Below are 21,419 nucleotides of genomic sequence, written 5' to 3'. Positions count from 1 at the left end.
GCAAGAGGTCTAGTGGTTTTTGAAATTTAGATGCACAATATATGGAATTTTTAGCCATTGTCTGACTGTTAACGAATATACGAATATTTACTTGATTTTTTTATATAATCACCAAGTAAATATGCAAACGGCTTTTGATTTCAATGAAAAATTTGGCGCACCTAAAAAATTGTTGTGCAAAAATTTTAATAAAATCCAAATCAGTATACACCCTGATTTTTCTGGAATTTATCTTTGCTATCAAGAGGCTTTCAAAGCTTTAAAAACAGATCTAGGTATCTTGAATCCACGTCCCGAAATTCACGTCTGGAAAGATACTAATCTATCCGGTTATACCATCGCCAGTAATATCCAATGGTTCCTATACTGGACTCAGAATGCACCCAAAGAAATTAATCTAATTATCCATTCTCTTCCCAAAGATAACAAAAAAATCGAACTATTAAAAAATGTGGCTAGTTCCGAATTTCTAAAATTTCTATCATCTACTTATTATGATCTTAATCGATTAAATCCCAAAAGGTTACATAACTTAATAAATGAATACATTTCTGCCGAGGCTATTTACAAGTTAAACAAAGAAAATTCTTTCAAACCTCACCGTACTATGAGCTTAGACCTGCTAGCAAAACGACTCTCATACACACGATATCAGCTGAATTATCGCAATAAAGTTATAAACCGAAAAAGACAAAGTGTGCTTGATCAACTAGAACAAACTAGTGAAGTTGTACAACAGCTTTTAAATAATGCGGACTTCGTTCTCACGCCAGATCAGCTATGGAAAGCATAATGTCAGAATCCAACCCAACCCATCAAAATATTGCTGATATTCCAGGGGTATCATTAAAACAGACATTGGAAAAACTCTTTGGTGATGAGCAGCTCCAACGTACCGAACATATTCAATATGTTGCTGATTTACTGACTTCGCACCCAACTGATCAATGTCTGGAAGGACTGAATCTCGATCTATTAGATTTTGATCTAGAAACCAATTCTGTTGTTGCTAGACCAGCTGCATTGGTCTCCTCTCGAAAACATACTGTTAGCGCAACACCAGTTACTTGGTATGTGAACTCAATTGCACAATTAGCAGAGTCGGAAGAAAACGCTTTAATCTGGAATATCCTGGTCTTAAAAGCAGCAATCTATTTAATTGCCCTTCCAGACATTAAACCTGAGCTTTTTAAAGAAGACTACACTGAACATTTCAATACTGTAAAACGCTTATTTCAACGCTTCCGTGTGGCCAATAGGGTTCTGAATCCCGATAAAGAATATCAAAATACACGCGAATACATGATCCTTTGGGAAAAGCATCTTAAAGATCCTACGCTTTCGTTAACTGAATTTGTTCAATATTTAAGTAATTTCAATACAGATCCATCCAATGATTTTGAAAAAAATCTACTGAATAATCTACGCATTACATTTACTTATATTTTAAACAATAAGGCCAAAATTGCCAAAGCGAGCATCGAGACTCAACTTCAACATGATTTTTTAGATGAAGATCAGCTGATTGTAGAAAGTTCAGAAATTAAAAAAGGTCAAAAGTCTAAAGCTCTTAATATAGAAGAACAATTAGATGACCAAGATACACGTCAAATACTTGTAGACCCAACCATCGTTACCCCCCTTGCTGCATATTCAGAATCCGGCCAAAGCTATGTGCTGCCTCTGGTTGCCAAACATATTCAACGGAAAGAACATTTGCTGCCATACAGCAGCCTCTTTCCTAATACCACAAGCATAAGTGCCCTAATTACTGAACTATATAAAAATTACATTGTTGAGGTTAAAGAAGACTCTAAAGACAAGGATAAAGAAATCAAAAAAAAGAAGGCATCCTTGATCCTGATGCTGTCATTTCTGACAGGAAATAAAATCCAGGAGTGGCTCCGTCTACAAAGTAAACGTGCTAAAAATTTAAATGCTCGCCAACAGATCAAGCAAAGCAATGGACAATATTATCTGAGAAGTAAATTTTCAATTTTTGAAAATAAGGATTTTGCTTATCCAGAGGGCTTGCTCAACCAAACAGTTCATCTGGACATCCCGATCCCGAATTCATTTATTGAATCTCTGCGAGACGGTGACCCCGTTAAGGAAGAGGACCTTCAGCAACATTTGAAACAGCTGAGAGCCAAATTTTATATTCCAAAATTATCACTAATAAGAATTGGCTCTCTTTTACATCAGACTATTTTGCAACGCACTGGAAATAAACAGCTTGCTGACCTTCTCACTGGTATTGATGCCAATAAGTCTTCTTCTACTTCTTATTGTCATCAAAATATCCTGACTTTACAGACTGAATATGTCTTAATTTTAAAAGAGCTGTGTGAGTCGCTATCCGATGAATACCAGAATATTGAATATGCTGCAGAAAAAAACTTTGGAAGCCGCAAAGCACCTACTTCAAATGTGATTCAAAATATCTTTGCCACTCTCAAATTCAGAATAATTTCACAAAAAGAAGATGACTGGATAGCAATTTTTAATCACTACAATATCTGGATGTGGCATTTTTTATTGCTTTTTACTGCTGCGCGACCCGTCGCTGAGTTTCCTGGTTTTTTAAAAAGCTTTAACCTGAAAAGAAAAATTTTGATGGTTTCTGATAAAGAGGTGGGTGGGCGTCAAGGCTATGGACGTTTGATTCCACTGTGTCATTTTGTTGTACAAGAACTCCTGAAATTCATAGATTTTCTACATTATTTTAAAACTCAAATTACTCCTATTCAGCCAGAAATTTCAAATAATATTCAGCAGATTCTAGAGAGCAAGCTCCCACTGTTAAATATCTTTCAGGATGGTCAATGGCAACCTTTGAGACCTTCGACTGTAGAAGACTTTCATCCAGAGTTAGGTTTGGAACATGAAAACTGGCACCGGCATACAGCCCGTGCGTTTCTCAGCCATAAAATTAGCGAAATTGAAATTTTAGCTTTATTCGGTCATGAGCCGATGCAGCAAGAAGCTGCGCATCCTTATTCCAGCTTATCTATTTCACAATATTCAAGCATTGCTCATGTTCTTGAACAAATAAAAGATTATTTTAATATTACCGGTATTGAACTCGATGTCCTCATCCAATAAACGAACTAAGCAAGCTCGACCACTATATGCAGAAAATCGTAGAAAACAAATTCGTCTTGAGAAAGAGAAATCTCCTCGATCGGATGTAGAAAAGGAATTAATTCAATATTTCCAAGAAATAGAACTAGAACAAAAAGAACATCTTGAATCCTTCTATCCAGCAATTTATGAGTTTATTAAACGTAAAGCTTCAAGCTTGGCCTGGAAAAAATATGCGCATGAATTTTTTCGATCGTATATTAAAAAAATCAATCTAAATAGGAGCGAGCCCCTGCCCCTACCAAATCTGACATTTGAGATGCAGCGTGATCAGCCGGTTTTTACCATGGACTGGATCGAGAAGGGACAGCAGGTTGATGAAGTTCTTGATAAGCTTTGGGACTACTGGATTCTAGCAAAAGATAGCAAGACATTTTCTGATGATGAAATCATTGGAAATATTGTTATTTCTGCCATGCTTTATTCCGGCTTAAATCAAAAAGCGTCTTTAGAAGCTTTGCTTGAACACTTAAAAGATCCGGCAAAAATCAGAAAGATCGAAGATCTGAACATTATATTTTTAGAACCGCTCTCTCCCTCTTATGGAGATCTATTTATTGATGAAAAAACCATTCGTAAATCGCGTAATTTTATTCCTGATCAAATCACCCGCTTATGGTTAATTCATTTTAATAGCAGAAATATTCGTACAGTAAACCAGAATGTAGAAGATTATCTACAGCTTATTTTTAATAAGATTAAGTTACCATTTAATCTTAAAACTTATAAATTATTACGCGACTACGCCAACTTTAACTGGATGCAACTCCCGAAAGTTGACATTGATCCTGCTCTCTCACAATGTCTTATAGAAAATACTGCAACCTGTGGCTTATCAGAAATAGAATTTGAAAGATTTCTTCATCCAAAATTTAAATATCAGCAGGACACTCTTACTGATTCAGATGTAGAAAAATCACCATCTATTGTGGGTCAATCCTACTCTAATGATGACATTCAGCAAGCCTTGGATGATGTTATAAAGATTCACAAAGACCTTTTACAACTGATTCGTACACCACAAACTGATCAAAGCGTCGATGCATTAATCATTAAATATTGCATTGAAAATACTAATAAATTTAATGAGTATAGTAAACGTGTCGCCTTATGGCTCATCAGCCTTTATAAACCAGAATTAGAACAGATTCAGCAACTGGCTGAAAATTTTAATTTTTGCGCTAACCAATTTCAAAAATCGTTTCAGCAGAATAGACCATTAGCAGATAGTTCGATTTACACTTATTACTCCCGGATTGCCGAGCCTTGGCTAACACATTCTTTACAATATCTAGATAGCGAAGATGATCTGAATACGAATCTGGCAAATATCTACACACAAATTATTACGAACACCCGTCTCGCAGATGAAGCAGGCCAACCTGAATTTAAAAAATCCAGAGGTCAAACCAGCAGGATGTTGAAGCGCTTCCATAGCTTTCAACGAACAGTTTTCGAAGCTGAATCTCTCGAATTAGAATCACTCGCCATACAAAATAGGCCTAGAGCCCGTATTATTGGCCCTTTGACTTATCAAGCTTTCATGAACAAATTAGATACCTTATTTTCAGGTGCTAATAGTCAAGAAAACACTTATAAGACATTAAAAATCATCTATATCTTAGCTTACCGTACCGGTATGCGTATTAATGAAATTCTAGGCTTACGTGTGCGGGATATTGAGGGCTTGAGCTGTCTATCAGTATGGATTCAGCCCTACGGCTCAAAAAAGAAAGGAAACTTACATCAACTTAAAACAGATAGTGCTGAACGCAAAGTTCCTGTGTATTGCTTATTAAAAACCGATGAATATCAACTATTTCATAATCATGTAGTCGAGCAACGTTTACTCAATCAGCAAAACTTATACTTATTCCGTAATTGGAATGAAAATAGCAAGCTGAACAAACATACGGTGACAACACCTTTTAGAATGATTATGAACGAGCTTTTTAAAACTCATGATTATTCTTTTCACTCATTTCGACACACGGCTGCCAATCACTTATCCGTTCTGCTCAACTGCGATTACGCTCCCCTAGTCAAGAATCTGACGGATTATACTGAAGAACAATATCAGTCCATTCGGACAGAGTTACTCCGTCATACACATGGTCAAAATCATTGGTTTATGATTGCCCATTTACTGGGTCACATTGACCCTACAGAAACTTTTAAAAGTTATATTCATCTAAGCTACCTGATTTCTGGGCATAAAATACTGAAATATCACCCAGACATCGATACTCAACTGGCAAAAAAGATGATGGGCTACCTACCTTCTTTCAAATTTTTAAACACAGTAAAAGATTCTGCTCCATTCAATTTCGAAAAGCATGCTGGTCATTTAAGTCAGCAGTTACTCAACGATCAAACTGACTGGTTAAAAAGTAACGTAGAAGACATTCTAGATGAGGTTTCATTTAACTCAAAGCATCATGATTTTTTTAAATATTTCGCGGGAACAAAAGAATCCAAAGTTTCATTTGCATGGTTTTTTAAGTGCCTAAATTTACTGGAAATTCATCATGAACCAGATCGGGTATCACAAGAAATGAGTTTACCTGTCGAACTGGTTAACTACTGGTATGAAAATGCCAAACAACTGGGCCAACTCAAGTCTCAAAAAAACAACCCAAGGTTATTTGATCTCAACAACACAAATCATCTGGATAAACCTTTGAAACCCTCGATGATAGATACCGTTGAAGAGCGCAAAGCAAGGAACTATTTCTTTGAAAATATTCAAAATATCTTTGAAAAAAAGCCAGATCAAATAAAAGCGGTGCTTGAGACATTTTTAAGTCGTGTTACAGTTTCGCATACCGGCATTCATTATCGCTGGAATAAAATTGATCAATTGGAATCATTTTATTGCAAGGTAAAAGACCTGTTTCCCCATCAATTTTGGCATTTGCTTGGACAAGACTTGGTACAATTGCTAGATAAAAAGAAACAACCTTTATTACTGAAGCTGGCTAAATCGAGCACAACAGAGCATCCTACGACTCAAGAAGATTATGTTCGTCTCCAGCTTTACTCGACAAAAGATGCCAAAGCACTGGCCGCATTTAAATTTTGCTTACATCTAGCATGTATCGGCAGACCTCGATCTCTTGAACTTAAAGCTGAAGGTCTAAAAATAACCACATGCTGTTAAATAATTTAACCGTTGCTTCCTTATCTAAAGCCAAATTTAATATATCTTCAGTAAAAATTGGATGTCTGAGAAACGATAATCAAATAGTATAAACTCTAGGTATCAGCAACGTCTGAAACTGAGATCAGTCATGCATAAAACGTCAGAAAAAATTGCAAAACAAAAAAAGGTATTAACTAAAGCTGTTTTATCATCTGCAAAACAACTTGGTTTGACACTGGACCAGCTTGCTATCGTTATCAATTTAGATTCAGTGGAAACTTTAAATTCGCTTCAGTTAGATCCCGATTCAAGTCAAGGAGAACTCGCAATTATTTTAATTCGTATTGCGATATCACTAGATGCTCTAACAGGTGGAGAGGCTAAATGGATGCAGCATTTTATGAAGTCACCAAATAAGCTAACCAAAGGCATTCCGATAAAACAGATTCAGACTACTCAGGGATTAGCTACTGTATTAAACGTAGTCGAAGGACTTCGGCTTCAGGGTAAATATTAAGAATATATAAAGCTTCATTACACAGAAAATTAAAAGTCATAATTTTGTCTAATAATTCAAATTCAAGGTATAAGAAGTTTCTCTTCTCAAGAGGTATACAACTGCCTCATTATTGAGAACTACCATACATATATGGATTCTATTAACCTAATTTGAGGCTAAATTGAATCTTATAAGTTCAATTTAGCTATTCAAGAATCATTATAAAAGTTTGCTATATAGCGAATATTAACCATAATTAGTTAAAAGTTTGCTATATGGCTAACAAATTTCGGGAGAAAAAAATGGCTACACGAGGTGAAATAGGTAAAGAAATACGTTTGGCAAGAAAAGGGTTAGGCTATACACAGAAAAGCCTTGCAGAAAAAACTCAAGTCAATAAAACAACAATTTCAGAGATGGAAAATGGCCATTTTACAGGTTCATTTGACATATTTGAACGTGTGCTTGATGGTGTTGGTTTACAATTCGAAGTGAATAAAAAAAAGCATAAATTGCCGCAGTGGGATGAAATTGAAGAAATATTTTCAGAATATGATGAATAAATTGTGAATCGGTACCGAATAAGGTATCAGAAAAGGCAAAGCCCTGCCCATCGACCTCATTGCTCCAGACCACTTGTGCCAGATATTCCAGATTGACCTGATGGCAAATTCCGGTTCCTGGCGGCACCACGCGAAACTGATTGAGCGCCGCCTGCCCCCAACGTAGAAACTGGTAGCGCTCGCCATTGCGTTGCATCTCAATGGCGATATTCTAGTCAAAAGCTTGCGGGCTAGCAAAGTAATCGACCATCACCCAGTGATCGATGACTAAATCCACCGGTGACAACGGATTAATTTTTTCCGGATCACCACCGGCTTTGGCCACTGCTGCACGCATTGCAGCAAGATCAACCACTGCAGGAACACCGGTAAAATCCTGCATCAGGACCCGTGCCGGACGATACTGGATTTCCTGTTCTGAAGTTCGATCGTTAAGCCATCCTGCCAAGGCATGAATATGCTCGGTTTTCACCGTGAGCTGATCTTCAAAACGTAGTAAATTTTCCAGCAAGACTTTTAAAGATTTTGGTAGTTGGGACAGGTCACCTAACTGCACTTGCAATTTAGACAGGTTGAAAATCTGATAGTGTTCTGAACCGACGGTTAATGTTTCTAAAGTATTAAAACTATTGATATTACTATACTTAGCCGTCTAGTTTCCCTCCGGCTTGATATGCTATTTTTATGATCACAGTCAACCATTCCTTTACTTACTGTATGCTAACTGCACGGCGGGTTTGTTATTATTTATTATCAGATTGCGCTAGGTAGTTAAATGCAGAGCTGCCAGGAAATTTTGCCAGAGAGTTGCCAACAGTTCAGATCTGGCTGCCAATTACGTAAGGAGATTAAGGTAAATTGAACCGCGTATTTTAACTGTATTTTCAGAGTGATTTCAGATCACTACGTAGCTAGGGCTTTTACAGATCGAAATGATAAAGTCATAAATTGCTTTTCAAAAAAAAGAAACTAATATGTTTCTTACAGGACCTAAAAGCAATAAATGTATCTACAATGAATAAGTCTTTACTTCAGCAAATCAAAAAAAGACGAACCCAATTGGGCTTAAAGCAAGTTGATATGCAATCCCGTACAGGCATTTCAAGACAGCAGTACCAAAAACTGGAAAGTCAGGGCAACCCTCGATTAGAGACCTTAGAAATTATAGCGGCAGGATTAAATGCTCAACTGATGCTCATTCCTGATGATAAGGTTCATTTGATCAGACAATTATTGAATGATGAAATTAAAGTCACTATTGAAGATCAGGATGACTTAATGACTAACCCATGGAAGGGTCTTCTCGGAGGAGAGGAACCATGAATACTGTTGCCGTCCTGAAATTAACATTACATCACGGTATCGTTGGATACTTGGCAGGATTTCAGAGCGGAAAAAATATTCTGGTTTTTACAGATTCCTTCCGCTCTGATCAGCAACGCCCGACCTTGAGCCTGCTGACTTCCCCCTTGTATCCTCAAGTGGATAGGATTTTAGAAAAGACCTATGTTACACATCAGCGTTTACATCCCTTGCTATCAAACTTGCTACCAGAAGGTGCATTACGCGAACTGATTGCACAAAGCCTCAAAGTACATATAGACAATGAATTTCAGTTATTGGCAGCTTTAGGTCATGATTTACCTGGAGCACTCATTGCGACTCCATTAGATCCAGAAGAAATTCCAGATGAAATAAAATTCAAACTGCAGATCTCTAATCCAGATCAGATCTTAAAACAGGAGATCCGAACAGATAATAAGTTTTCCTTGGCCGGCGTCCAAATGAAGTTTTCCATGAAAGCCAAAGATGGGCGTTTTACACTAGTCCAGGCAACGGAATCGTCTCTACACGGGGACTGGATTGTCAAAACTCCTTCTTCCAGACATGCTTTTGTTCCGCTAAATGAATATCCTATGATGAGCCTTGCCAAAATGGTCGGAATAGATGTCTCTGAGATTCGCTTGGTGGATATGGCACTCTTACAAAACCTTCTACCATTAAATTTACCCCAAGAGCAATATGCTTTTGCAATCAAAAGATTTGATAGACAGAGTACTGCTGATACTACAGAGCTTATTCACATCGAAGACTTTGCTCAGATCTTCGGTGCATATCCACAGCAGAAATACAGCACCACAAATTATGAGCAGATAGGAAAGATCATTTATCAATTTTCATATAACAAAATTCTTGATATTCAGCAAGTTGCCAGCCACTTACTTGTCAACATTTTGCTCGCCAATGGAGATGCACACTTAAAAAACTGGAGTATGATTTATCAGGACAAAAGAACACCAAGATTATCTCCCGCATACGATATATTGATGACTAGTGTATATATTGAAAATGAGCTTCATTTCGCATTGAATCTTGCCAAAAATAAAGATTGGTATTTAGCTGAGATGAAACACTTTGAACAATGGGCTGAAAAAGTCGGTGTTCCATGGCGTGTTATTGAAAAACAACTTCACGCGATCATGGACAAAGCACGGTCAGTATGGCAAGTGCTATTACTAGACTTACCTATGTTTTCTGTTCATAAAGAAAAATTAAGAGAACATTGGAAAAAATTGCATCCAGACTTTCAGATACTTACAGATGATTAGAGGAAACCTGTAACCAAGCTAAAATTTCTCAAACAATTTCATCACATCATTTTCCGTCAGTTTCACTTCTCCCTCATGATCTGTGCTTAGAATAGACTGTGCCAGTTCTGCTTTATTCTGCTGCAAGGCAATAATTTTTTCTTCTATGCTTTTATTGGTAATCAGCTTATACACAAATACCGGCTTGTCCTGTCCAATCCGCCATGCACGATCTGAAGCTTGATCTTCAGCAGCAGGGTTCCACCATGGATCATAGTGAATGACCGTATCTGCGGCAGTTAGATTCAGACCAACCCCTCCTGCTTTCAGACTGATTAAAAATACCGGCACTTGTCCAGACTGAAATGCTGTAATGACTTCATCTCGCTTTTTGGTCTTTCCAGTCAGCTTCACATAGCCAATTTCTGCGTGATGGAGCTGTTGTTCAATCAGTTCCAACATTGAGGTAAACTGAGAGAAAATAAGAATTTTTCGTCCCTCTTCCACCATTGGAACAACCATATCCATCAACTGTTCAAGTTTGGCAGAATACGCCTGCCCGGTTTTAACTGAATCCAGTTTCAGCAAGCTAGGATGACAACAGACCTGACGCAGCTTCAGCAAGGCATCTAAAATTTGGATTTGACTACGCTTAAAGCCTTTTTCTGCCACAATTTTCTGAATATTTGCCTGCATCGTGGCGCGAACAGCCTCGTATAGCTTGGATTGCTGCTCATTCATGTCAATATTGACTTCAATCGTGGTTTTTTCAGGCAATTCCTTGGCAACGTCAGTTTTCAAGCGACGTAAAATAAAGGGTTTAATGCGGTTTACCAACTTTTGCCTTAACTGCTGATCACCGCGTTTTTCAATAGGATAGCGGTACTTTTTATTAAAGATTTCTTGTGAATATAAAAATCCTGGCATTAGAAAATAAAATAGTGCCCACAGCTCACCCAAATGATTTTCCATAGGTGTACCAGTTAGACATAGACGATGTCGCGCTGTTAATTGCCGTACTACCTGTGCAGCTTTGGCACGCGGATTTTTAATATTCTGCGCTTCATCCAGAATGAGTTGATGATATTCATATTGCTTCAGTTGCTCTTCATCTCTCGCCAAGAGCGGGTAGGTGGTTAACACAATATCATAGTGTGAAATCTGCTCAAAATACTGATGGCGGTCGGGGCCTTGTAGCAGCAGTACCTTGAGCTCAGGGGTAAATTTTTCCGCTTCTTTGAACCAGTTATGCATCAGCGATGTGGGTGCAACAATTAAGGCGGGTCTGTCCTGCAAATGACCAGCCTGCTTTTCCATGAGTAAGTGGGCTAAAGTTTGTGCTGTTTTACCCAAACCCATATCATCCGCCAGAATCCCGCCATGCTGGGTTTCCCTTAAAAACTGTAACCAGCCTAGGCCCTGCTGCTGGTATGGACGTAATTCCCCCTGAAAACCTTGTGGTGTCGGCAGTTGTTGCTGATAGCCTTGTTTGAATTTCTGCGCAAATTGCTGCAGGCGATTACTGACCTGCCACACCATCCCCAGATGATGTTGTAATTCTAATAGTTGACTCGCATCATAGCGATCTATGCTACGCTCTTCTTGCTGTAAAATGCTCTGCAGATGCAACAATACCGGCTTAATGTCCTTTGCGGATAAAGCCAAATCTGGTTGATCCGCTGCAGTTTTCAGGGTGAAAATGTGACTGTCATTCAGATGACCAAAAATCCGTGGATCAAGTAAATCAGGCTGTTCTTTCACCAAAGCCACAAGTGCATCGAGTAAATCATAGCTATTGCCTGCACTGTCCTGAACGGTCGCCCCGATATTGAACCAGTCTTGTTGGCTTTCAGATTCAGTGATGGAAATATTTAAATTTTCAACATATTGCAGCTTAAATGGGCTGTGTTCCAGATGCTCTATCTGCCATCCAATCAATTCAATTTGATTGATGGGCATCAGCTGTTTGATCCAGTCTCCATAGAACGCAAAAACCATAGAATCAAGACGTTGTTTATCCAGTTTTAATTGCTGGTAATAATTAAGATCTTTCACCCACTTCAGTGATTCGACCAATAGCTGTAAACGCTGGATTGACTGTTGTTCCTGAACTAAGTTCCGAAGCTGTCGCACCATTTTGCCATGCTGCTCACCAATAAAACTGTCACCTGATGTACCTGCTTTTATTCGTCCGCCTACATAGGAGAATTCAATTTCGGCACAAACAGACTCTTCCCATTTCCAATCAAATTTATCTAAAACACCGAAGCGTAAAATTGGCTGGGGACTTCCCTCAAGGACATCAATATGCTGAATAGACTCGGGCTGAGGTAGATTTTTCACGTCTGAATATTGATGAGTCAGTTTCTCAAACTCTGGCAAGAGCATAGATGGAAGATCAGGCATCTGTAAAAAATGGTACAGAAGATTTGCCGTATATTCACCATATAACTGGCCCACCGTGTTCTGTTGAATATCCACATAACACGGTGGCTGGCTCGCGAGAATCTGAATATGTGGATTTAATTTCAAATCGAGTCGAATATCACCATTGACCAATTCAATGTTTAAATGCTCTGTCTGTTGTTTAGCCCCTTGTTCCCATCTAAATTCGATGTTGTAGCCTTGTTCTGACCATTGAAGTGCAGTATGGCTCTTTTTTTGCCAGTACACATCGCCACTTTGAATAAAAGATTTGAAATGCTCCAATAAAATGCTGGAGATATCGAGATTGCTTTGATAAAAGCGTTCGTCACTGTTTATTTTGGCATAATAATAAATCTGGTTAAATAATTGTCGTTTTTGTTCAGCTAAAGTCAGATGCTTTCTGGTGATATTTTCATATTGGGTATAATAACTTTCCCCCGCAATTGAGCCATTTTTATTGCGTCTGGCCTTCTGAACATCAACTGTCAATTTCTTTAAGCTGACAGACTGATCTAGCAGGTAAATTAAATAATTGTTTGTTTTGACAGATTGCTCTGGTTCAGTCTGTTGTAAATACCGTTTAAAATCATTCAACCAGCGCTGCGCCTGATCATCCCCCCGTTGGCGTTTTGCGATTCCCTGCGGGGATTGAGAGTCAGCATAACGCTGCTGAAATTCCTGACGATATTCTTGAAAGAATAACCGCGCTAAAGCAGCAGCATGTTTACAGTTATATCCAACCGGACAAGTGCAATCGTCATCGATTAAACGGTCTTTTTGGGGATTATAGGTAATTGCAGTATCGTAATAATCTGTCCCTTCAATTTGGGCATACATCGTAACCCCGTCTTTGTCCTCAAAGAATTCAATCGTTTCCCTATCAATGTGTTTAGCATAGCTCAGACTGCGCTGAAGAGTTGCAGTACTAAAGCGAGATAGAAAATTGATCAATGAGGACATAATTACCAGAAACCAAAAATGTTTATACAATTATAACGGACAAAGCTGTCATTTCAGAACAGTAGTGCTCGCCAACGTATCAAAAGGAAATAAATCCATGCTCAAAAACTTAATGTTTACTACAATGGATGGGGTGAATATTGGCTTTGGGGTACATTGGTCTCCTCAACCGCAATCACAGGTCGGCCATTAATCGCCTTTGAATACAGTGCAGAAGCGATCAGTAGAGGTTTAGAACTTTCCTGCACATCAAATGGATATCATGGGTGAGGCACTGAATATTCCTCGACAAGCTCTTGTGAAACTTGGTACTCAGGAAGCGGAACTTTGTGTCCAAGAAGTTGATGAAATTATTGGCTCGATTTGTAAGGTTGCAATCCGGTTCAGCAATATCGCTCATGACCTACTACCTGGACAAATTCAAGCAGAGACTCTCCAACTGATCCAAATTGGATTGAGCATAATATTCATTTATTGCACTAAATAGCTTTCACAAAGCTTCTATGAAGGGCTTATTCTAACCGTTGTTTTATCACGGCATAAGCTACACCAGTCACCACACTTCCAATCGCAATCGCCAATAAATATTTTAATGGATAATTCATCGCATTCGGAATGATCAGCACCATTACACCGCCATGCGGAGTGACTAGTTCACATTTAAATAATGCAACCAAAGCCCCAGTTACAGCACCACCTGCGATCGCGCATGGAAGCACTCGAATCGGGTCTTTGGCAGCAAACGGAATAGCACCTTCCGAAATGAAACATAGGCCCAGAACTACAGCAGCCTTCCCTGCATCTTGCTCAGGTTTGGTAAATTTATACTTTGCCAGAAAAGTTGCAATTGCCATACCCAATGGCGGTACCATACCCGCAGCCATGGTAATCGCCATCGGTCCGTATGTTTGTGACGTAAGTAAGCCCACCGTAAAGGCATAAGCCGCTTTATTTATTGGCCCTCCAACATCAATACACATCATACTCCCAAGGATAATCCCCATGATCATGGCATTGGTCGTCCCCATATTGGCAAGGAAGTGTGTGAGTAATTCAAACAATTGTGCAACAGGCTGTCCAACCACATAAATCATGATTAAACCAACAGCTAAACTGGCCAATAGTGGAATAATCAATATTGGTTTTAATGCTTCTAAGCTACTTGGGAGTTTAAGCTGCTTCGATAAAAATAACGCAATATAACCTGCAATAAAACCTGCAACTAATCCACCGAGAAAGCCTGCCTCTAATTGTGTGGCAAGTAAACCGCCAATCAAACCTGGAGTTAAACCCGGACGATCCGCAATAGAATAAGCAATGTAACCTGCCAGCATAGGTACCATAAGAGTAAATGCTGCAGCACCTATTTGCTTTAAGGATGCGGCAAAGCTTCCTTCAACAGGATTGAGGCCAAACATAAACGAGATGGCAATGGTCAAACCGCCCGCCACCACCATCGGCAGCATGAAAGATACCCCTGTTAAAAGGTGTTTATAAATTCCAGTTTTTTCTTTGTTTTCATTTTCTGTCTTAGTGGCTGTTTGCTTACCCGTTTCAAGCACTTTGGCCTCAGCAATTGCATTTGCAAAAGTCTTATCCGTTTGCTTAAGGGCAAATCCTGTACTGCAGCGATATACACGTTTGCCTACAAAGCGATCTGTATTGACCTCAATATCCGTTGCTAAGATCACCACATCTGCTTTGGCAATACTTTCTGCCGATAAAATATTTTTAGCCCCAACCGATCCTTGGGTTTCAACATCAATCTGATAACCGTGCTTTACTGCACCCTGTTGTAAGGCTTCGGCCGCCATAAACGTATGCGCAACACCAGTTGGACATGCTGTAATGGCGACAAACCGTGTAATCCCTACATTGGCTGCAGTAGTTTCATCTAAAGCATCTGAATGCTCAAGAACTTGTTGCAAAAGCATGATCGCATCGTGTTGTGCGTTATTCAAACCAATGACTTTCACAACCTTGTCACGCAGTTGATCCGCATCTACCGACTTCTGTCCAACAAAAACAACTGTATCAATAACATTTGATAAATCGAGATGCTCGACTGATGTCGCCACATCATTGGAAATACCAAGTGCTGTCGCTGCTTTGGAGAGTTTTTTGGCCAAAATCACTGCATTAATCGGCTGCTCGGGACTATGTGGCACAAATAAAATATGTTTTATCTCTTGCATCGTATTAACTCAATGATTGGACTGAGATTTGCGATTTCAAATCTTCAATAACAGCAAAGTCTGGAAGGGCAAACCCAATTTGGGTCACAGCGTTGCTCGCAATTGCGGTTGCTGTTTTCAATGTTTCTTCTGGGGAAGTTGAACTCAACAAGCCATGAATCATACCTGCCAGCAAGGAATCTCCCGCACCCACCGTACTTTGGACGGTGACTTTCGGTGCAGTAGCATGCAGGGGTTGCGTGCGGTGAAGCCAGTTCACTCCGTTTTCACCCATCGAGACCACAATATGTTCGATCTGACTATTTAAACTGGCAAAAAGATGCTGCTGTTCTGCAAACGTTTCTGCTGGCAAATGGTAGGTTTCCGTCAACTCATCTGTATTAGGCTTAATCAACCAAGGATGGGCAGCAATTGCTGCTTTCAACGCAACACCACTGGTATCTACTGCGACTTTTTTACCAGCAGACTGTAACCATAGAATCAGTGTCGAAAGCTCTTCTGCAGAAAACCCTTGTGGCAAACTGCCAGCAATCACAATCACATCAACTTCTAAAATCAGTTGAGATAAACGTTCACATAGTTGTTGTTTTGCTGAGGTATCTACAAAAAAGCCCTTGCCATTGATGTCAGTCATCTGACCAGAAGCTTCTGCAACTTTAATGTTTTGTCGTGTTTCACCTGCAACATAAATAAATTGGTTATCAAATTGCTCTTGCTGGATATGATGGTCAAAAATTTGACGGTTGTCTTGCCCCAAAAAGCCACTCACAATCAGTTCATGTCCCAAATCCTTAAGGACCTGTGCCACGTTTAAGCCTTTACCTGCTGCATGGCTTTGGGCCGTTAACTGACGATTGACCTCGCCAACTTTTAGTTGATCCAATTGCACGGTGAGGTCAATTGCAGGATTCAGAGTAATGCTTAATATCTTAGCCATTCGTAATTACTCCACCAATGCACGTACGGCAGTTGCACTGTCACAACTTAAGGCTTGCTGAGCGACCTGTTGGCAATTTATATAGTTCAAACCACGAATTTGCGCCTTCACCAATGGAATACTGGTACTCGACATACTCAACTCATCCACGCCCAAGCCTATCAATACAGGCACAGCTTTTGGATCAGCAGCCAATTCACCACAAATGCCCACCCATTTACCATGCTGATGTGCTGCCCGAACAGTTTGATCAATCAATAACAAAATACTCGGATGTAAACCATCAGCTTCAGCAGACAACAGTGGATGACCACGGTCAATCGCCAGAGTATATTGAGTCAAGTCATTGGTTCCAATACTAAAAAAATCAACTTCTTGAGCAAGAATTGGAGCCAACAATGCTGCCGCAGGAACCTCAATCATAATACCGACTTGTAAGTTTTCACATGGATGCTGTATGCGAACCTCATCCAAAATTGCTTTTGCCGCTCGCCATTCTTCAACCCGCCCAATCATCGGAAACATAATTCTTAATGGGCGATTATCTGCTGCTTTAAGTAAAGCAACCAATTGCTGACGTAACAACTCTGGCTTACGTAAAGTCAGACGAATACCACGTAAGCCCAAGAATGGATTTTCTTCCTTTTCAATAGGCAAATACGGCAAAGGTTTGTCCCCGCCCACATCAAGTGTACGTACCACTAATGGACGATCCGCCAAAGCATCTAACACCACCCGATAATCGGCTTCCTGTGTAGCCTCATCAGGCGCACTGCTGTGTGACATAAAGACCAATTCTGTGCGTAGCAAACCAATTGCTTCTGCCCCATCGGCCACAGCCTGTATCGTAGCGCCCACTTTGCCAATATTGGCTGCGATTTCAACTTGATGTTGATCCAGTGTGATGGCAGGTTCTAAACAATGCTGTTCCGCTTGTTCTCGCAACTCACGCTGGCGTTGGCGCTCTGCAATGGCATGATCAATCTGATTTTGCTCGGGTGAGACCACATACTCACCACTATCCCCATTAATTAGCACTGTGGCATGGTTCTCAATATTTAAAACAGCTACACCCGCACCTACGACTGCTGGAATAGCCAGAGCACGTGCCACAATAGCACTATGGGCACTCGCTCCACCAACCGCGGTCAAAATGCCTGCAACACGATCTTTATTCAGACGCGCTACATCACTCGGGCCAACATCATGCATAATTAAGATATAAGGTTGCTCGGGTTCTGTGACATCGGCCACACCGCACAAAGCAGCCAAAACACGCTCACCAATATCCCTTAAATCAGCCGCACGCTCTGCCAGTAAACGATCGCTAAGTGCAGCCTGTGCGGTAGCAGCCACTTCAATATGATCATGCCAAGCTGCTGCAGCAGACAACCCTTGCTTTAAACCGCGTTGTACACTTTGGAGGAGGTCTGGATCATCCAGCATTTCCAAATGTGCCATGAATATCTGCTTAATGGCAGTAGATTCAGTATGTGCAATGAATTGACGTAAGTTATTTTTCACCTGATGAAGTGCAATTTCAAGCTTTTCATTCTCAGCTTTAAAACTCTGTCCGCGACGTTCATAACTAAATTCATGTGGCTTCACCACATGTGCAGGACCAAAAGCAAGGCCAGTTGATGCCGCAATACCGCAGCTACCCGTATCGCCATGTGATTCAAAAGGCATTAATTCCAAATTATTTACGACTGGGGCACTACTGCTATGCTGATGAGATACAAGGTCAACAGCTTCAACTTCTTCTCCTAAACCTTGTTGAACTGCATCAATAATCTGTTCTAAGCCTGCTACAGCATCGGTATCGGGTTGTGCAATAAAAGTCAGAGTTTGACCACGACGACACCCCATGGCTAATAATTTGGTTAAACTTTTTGCCGAAACGTAAGCCCCCTCATCTACAGCAACGAGAATATCCCCTGCAAATTTCTTGGTCATATTGACCAAGTGTGTCGCGGGACGTGCATGTAGACCATGAGCGTTAGCTAAGACAATACGACGAGATGGCCAATCAGGAATCAGTTCAGCACCAATTAACTGCGCCAACTGGTGACTATCTTGCTCTTGGTTGAGGGTATGAACTTGTTCAGTATCAAACAAAATATCCATTAACCGTTGAAACCGTTGCATATCCAGTTGCTCATTACTGGCAATACACACCAAAGTCTTGAGCATTTCCTGCTGATGGCTTAAAACCTGTTCCGCTTTTACCAAACTTACAGCTGGGCTCAAAACATGCTGGTTAGAAGTGATCGACCAGACCCCCTCCCCTAAATGAATCATGCTGTTTAGGTTTAAACCCGACAGAAAACCACACTCCACCATTTTTTGCTGTTTCAGCAACTGTGTTGCCTGCCAAATTAAATCTTCTACATCAAGTGCGGGAACTTGGGTGGCGATTAAATTTTCATGCAATGCCAAAGATGCGGGTTGGGCTTGTAATAATGCGATAATTTGCTCTGCAGATTGAGCCTGTTTCACTTGATCAGCGACATCATTAATTAAAGCTCGCGTCAAAATTTGTAAGACTTGCAAATGCTCATCTGATTTCGCAGCAATCACCACTGCTAAATAAATTTTATTTTCACCGTCCCAAACAACTCCTTCAGGAAAGTGTGCCAGACGAATACCAGTTTTTAAAATACATTGGCGAGACTGAGGCGTCCCATGCGGAATGGCAATTCCTTGCCCTAAATACGTTGCACTTTGTTGTTCGCGCACGGTCAACCCATGAATATAATCAGGTGTAACCAATTGGTCTTCGACTAAGATATCGACTAGACATTGCAACGCTTGTGCCTTATCAGTGGCGTGTTGTTTCATTCGAACATGTTGTATATCTAGCGCGAGCATAAAACGTCCTTGCAAAGCAGCATAGTGAGAAGCCATGCTTTTTTACTGCAGAAAAAATAAGTCGAATTCTACTCAGGATTTACACAAAAATCTGTATTTTTTGATTTTATCTTCATGATCATCATTACGACGCAATTAAGAAACGACGAGATTCTCCAGAGCTCAGTGTTGCGATAGTTGGGTTTAGTTCTAATTGAACCGCTCTATCTGATTTCAGGGGGTATATTTTACTTTTTTCATCGGATCACTACGCTTCGCTACGTCTTGAGAAGCAATGCGTCTCATCTCAGAAAGTTTGGTCTCCGACAAACCCGGTACGGTTCACCGTGCTTTAATGATATTGCTTCAATCTCTGTTGTAGAGTCATCCACCTACATGAAAATTCCTTTAGCCGCTGAGAAAATCGCTGCTGGCTTTCCATCCCCTGCCCAAGACTATGTAGATAAAACTCTAGACATGAATGAACACTTGATTAGAAATGAAGCAGCAACCTTTGTGGTGAAAGTCGCTTCACTTTCTATGCGAGATGCAGGTATTGAGATTGATGATGAACTGATTGTAGACCGAAGTATTGACGCCAAACATGAAGACATCGTGATTGCACTGATCGACAATGATTTCACTGTAAAACGCTTAATGATCGAAAATAATTATCGTTGGCTTAAAGCTGAAAATCCAGATTGCTCAGACATTCATCTGCAAGATGGCCAGGAAATGGTGATTTGGGGTGTGGTTACTTTTGTCATTAAGTCATTTAGAAATCGTTAATTTCTTTATTGGTTTCCTGCCCAATGACCATATATTCTCAGAAAATCTACGCTTTAGTAGACATTAATAATTGCTATGTGAGTTGTGAGCGCATCTTTAACCCTGGTCTAAAAGATAAACCAGTAATTGTCCTGTCTAATAATGATGGCTGCGCTGTAGCCCGCTCTCAAGAGGCCAAGGACCTAGGCATTAAGATGGGTGTTCCTCTATTTCAGATCAAGGACATCGTTGAACAGCATCAGGTCCAAGTGCTTTCTAGCAATTATGCCCTGTATACAGAGATGTCACGCAGATTCATGAAAGTCCTGTCCGACTTTGTTTCTCCTAAAGAACAGGAGATTTACTCTATTGATGAATGTTTTCTCGATCTGACAGCCCATGCGGGAAATTACGACTTAACTGACTATACCCAGCACATTCGTCAGCGTATTTTTTCTTGGCTTGGTTTACCAGTATGTATTGGCATTGGCAGATCTAAGACAGAAGCAAAACTAGCAAACCACATTGCGAAAAAGAATGTTTATCTGAACGGTGTATGCAACCTAGTTTCAATGGATCCTTGCTCTGCTGAAGATCTGTACCAAGCTATAGAAGTGAGTGAAATCTGGGGAGTTGGCAGGAAGCACAGCCAAAAGCTCAACAGCATGGGGATACACTCAGTCATGGATTTCATTATGGCTTCGCCTCTGATGATCAGAGATCAGTTTTCTATCGTCATGCATAGGACATTACTGGAATTGCAGGGTGTTTCATGTATAGAGCTAGAGCATACGCGGGCACCAAAAAAGCAGATTGTTGCAAGCCGTTCTTTTGGACAAAGGATTTACCATATTGACGACTTAAAAGAAGCTATGAGCCTCTATGTGCAAGATGCAGTTACTCGTTTAAGAGGTGAAAATTTATTGTGTGGTTATATAATTGGCTTCGTACAATCTAACCCGTTTGACACGTATAGACCTTATTACAGCAAGTCAGCTGCAGTGACTTTACAAGAACCTACTGACAACCTGTTAGTGTTCTCTAAAATTGCTACCACGATGATTGATGACTTGTATACCAAAGATATTGCCTTTAAGAAATGTGGCGTGATCTTGACGTGCCTGGAGCCTAAAGCTTCCCATATTTATGACCTGTTCACTGACATGAAGCAAATAAGCTTAGACAATAACCTGATGGATTCACTTGAGGAAATCCATCATAAGTTTGGCAAAACCAAGCTGGCTTTAGGAGCAAGTACGTTACCGAATAGAACCTGGAACATGTCAAGAGATCGGCTAACTCAAAACTACTTCAAGTGGGATCAATTATTGAATGTGAAATAATTT

Annotated in this window: 13 protein-coding genes and 2 pseudogenes; 10 read left to right on the top strand and 5 right to left on the bottom strand. The window is 40.1% G+C overall.

Annotated elements, in window-relative coordinates:
- Positions 1–121: 121 nt before the first annotated feature.
- From ACWM1W_RS00695 to ACWM1W_RS00675, 5 genes are all read left to right on the top strand, one after another.
- Positions 122–793: a hypothetical protein gene (locus ACWM1W_RS00695; protein WP_005233305.1), complete on the top strand. Its 672-nt coding sequence runs from the start codon at positions 122–124 to the stop codon at positions 791–793.
- The gene (locus ACWM1W_RS00690; RefSeq protein ID WP_005233304.1) at positions 793–3,105 is read left to right on the top strand and encodes a hypothetical protein; all 2,313 of its coding nucleotides are present in this window, start codon (positions 793–795) and stop codon (positions 3,103–3,105) included. The genes ACWM1W_RS00695 and ACWM1W_RS00690 overlap by 1 nt, the downstream gene beginning before the upstream one ends.
- Positions 3,089–6,304 (top strand): tyrosine-type recombinase/integrase, encoded by a 3,216-nt coding sequence (locus ACWM1W_RS00685; protein ID WP_375726004.1) that lies wholly within the window; start codon positions 3,089–3,091, stop codon positions 6,302–6,304. The genes ACWM1W_RS00690 and ACWM1W_RS00685 overlap by 17 nt, the downstream gene beginning before the upstream one ends.
- 130 nt (positions 6,305–6,434) lie before the next feature.
- A complete protein-coding gene (locus tag ACWM1W_RS00680) occupies positions 6,435–6,803 on the top strand; it encodes an MbcA/ParS/Xre antitoxin family protein (protein ID WP_005233302.1) in 369 nt (122 codons plus the stop codon).
- A gap of 284 nt (positions 6,804–7,087) precedes the next feature.
- Entirely contained in the window at positions 7,088–7,348 is a 261-nt protein-coding gene (locus tag ACWM1W_RS00675) for a helix-turn-helix domain-containing protein (RefSeq protein ID WP_004647603.1), read from the top strand.
- A gap of 4 nt (positions 7,349–7,352) precedes the next feature.
- Here ACWM1W_RS00675 and ACWM1W_RS00670 read toward each other — a convergent pair.
- Positions 7,353–7,982 (bottom strand): annotated as a pseudogene (locus tag ACWM1W_RS00670) (aconitase family protein); the annotation flags it as partial.
- A gap of 380 nt (positions 7,983–8,362) precedes the next feature.
- Here ACWM1W_RS00670 and ACWM1W_RS00665 point away from each other — a divergent pair.
- Together ACWM1W_RS00665 and ACWM1W_RS00660 are read left to right on the top strand one after the other, a co-directional pair.
- Entirely contained in the window at positions 8,363–8,671 is a 309-nt protein-coding gene (locus ACWM1W_RS00665) for a helix-turn-helix transcriptional regulator (RefSeq protein WP_004282130.1), read from the top strand.
- On the top strand, positions 8,668–9,957 hold the full coding sequence (locus tag ACWM1W_RS00660) for a type II toxin-antitoxin system HipA family toxin (RefSeq protein ID WP_375726003.1): 1,290 nt from the start codon (positions 8,668–8,670) through the stop codon (positions 9,955–9,957). Before ACWM1W_RS00665 ends, ACWM1W_RS00660 begins: the two co-directional genes overlap by 4 nt.
- Before the next feature lie 18 nt (positions 9,958–9,975).
- Here ACWM1W_RS00660 and ACWM1W_RS00655 read toward each other — a convergent pair whose 3' ends face one another.
- A complete protein-coding gene (locus ACWM1W_RS00655; protein WP_375726002.1) occupies positions 9,976–13,323 on the bottom strand; it encodes a DEAD/DEAH box helicase in 3,348 nt (1,115 codons plus the stop codon).
- Between the two features lie 247 nt (positions 13,324–13,570).
- On the opposite strand from ACWM1W_RS00655, the pseudogene ACWM1W_RS00650 reads away from it, so the two are divergent.
- Positions 13,571–13,806: pseudogene (locus ACWM1W_RS00650) on the top strand (hypothetical protein); the annotation flags it as partial.
- 29 nt (positions 13,807–13,835) lie between these two features.
- Here the strand turns inward: ACWM1W_RS00650 and ACWM1W_RS00645 are convergent.
- Genes ACWM1W_RS00645 through ptsP form a run of 3 tightly spaced genes read right to left on the bottom strand, consistent with a single transcriptional unit; the run spans position 13,836 to position 19,326 of the window.
- Entirely contained in the window at positions 13,836–15,518 is a 1,683-nt protein-coding gene (locus ACWM1W_RS00645; protein WP_375726001.1) for a fructose-specific PTS transporter subunit EIIC, read from the bottom strand.
- Positions 15,519–15,522: 4 nt separating this feature from the next.
- Complete coding sequence (gene pfkB / locus ACWM1W_RS00640; RefSeq protein WP_004883949.1) at positions 15,523–16,455, bottom strand: 1-phosphofructokinase; 933 nt, start codon at positions 16,453–16,455, stop codon at positions 15,523–15,525.
- A 6-nt stretch (positions 16,456–16,461) separates the two neighbouring features.
- Entirely contained in the window at positions 16,462–19,326 is a 2,865-nt protein-coding gene (gene ptsP / locus ACWM1W_RS00635) for a phosphoenolpyruvate--protein phosphotransferase (RefSeq protein ID WP_005233291.1), read from the bottom strand.
- A gap of 264 nt (positions 19,327–19,590) precedes the next feature.
- On the opposite strand from ptsP, the gene ACWM1W_RS00630 reads away from it, so the two are divergent.
- Together ACWM1W_RS00630 and ACWM1W_RS00625 are read left to right on the top strand one after the other, a co-directional pair.
- Positions 19,591–20,094: a LexA family protein gene (locus tag ACWM1W_RS00630; RefSeq protein ID WP_034580556.1), complete on the top strand. Its 504-nt coding sequence runs from the start codon at positions 19,591–19,593 to the stop codon at positions 20,092–20,094.
- Between the two features lie 23 nt (positions 20,095–20,117).
- Entirely contained in the window at positions 20,118–21,416 is a 1,299-nt protein-coding gene (locus ACWM1W_RS00625; protein WP_034684101.1) for a Y-family DNA polymerase, read from the top strand.
- Positions 21,417–21,419 lie beyond the last annotated feature (3 nt).

Source organism: Acinetobacter sp. TW_SC_4, assembly GCF_054861205.1.
The sequence above is the reverse complement of the archived record's forward strand: the minus strand, read 5'-3'. Positions and strand labels throughout refer to the sequence as shown.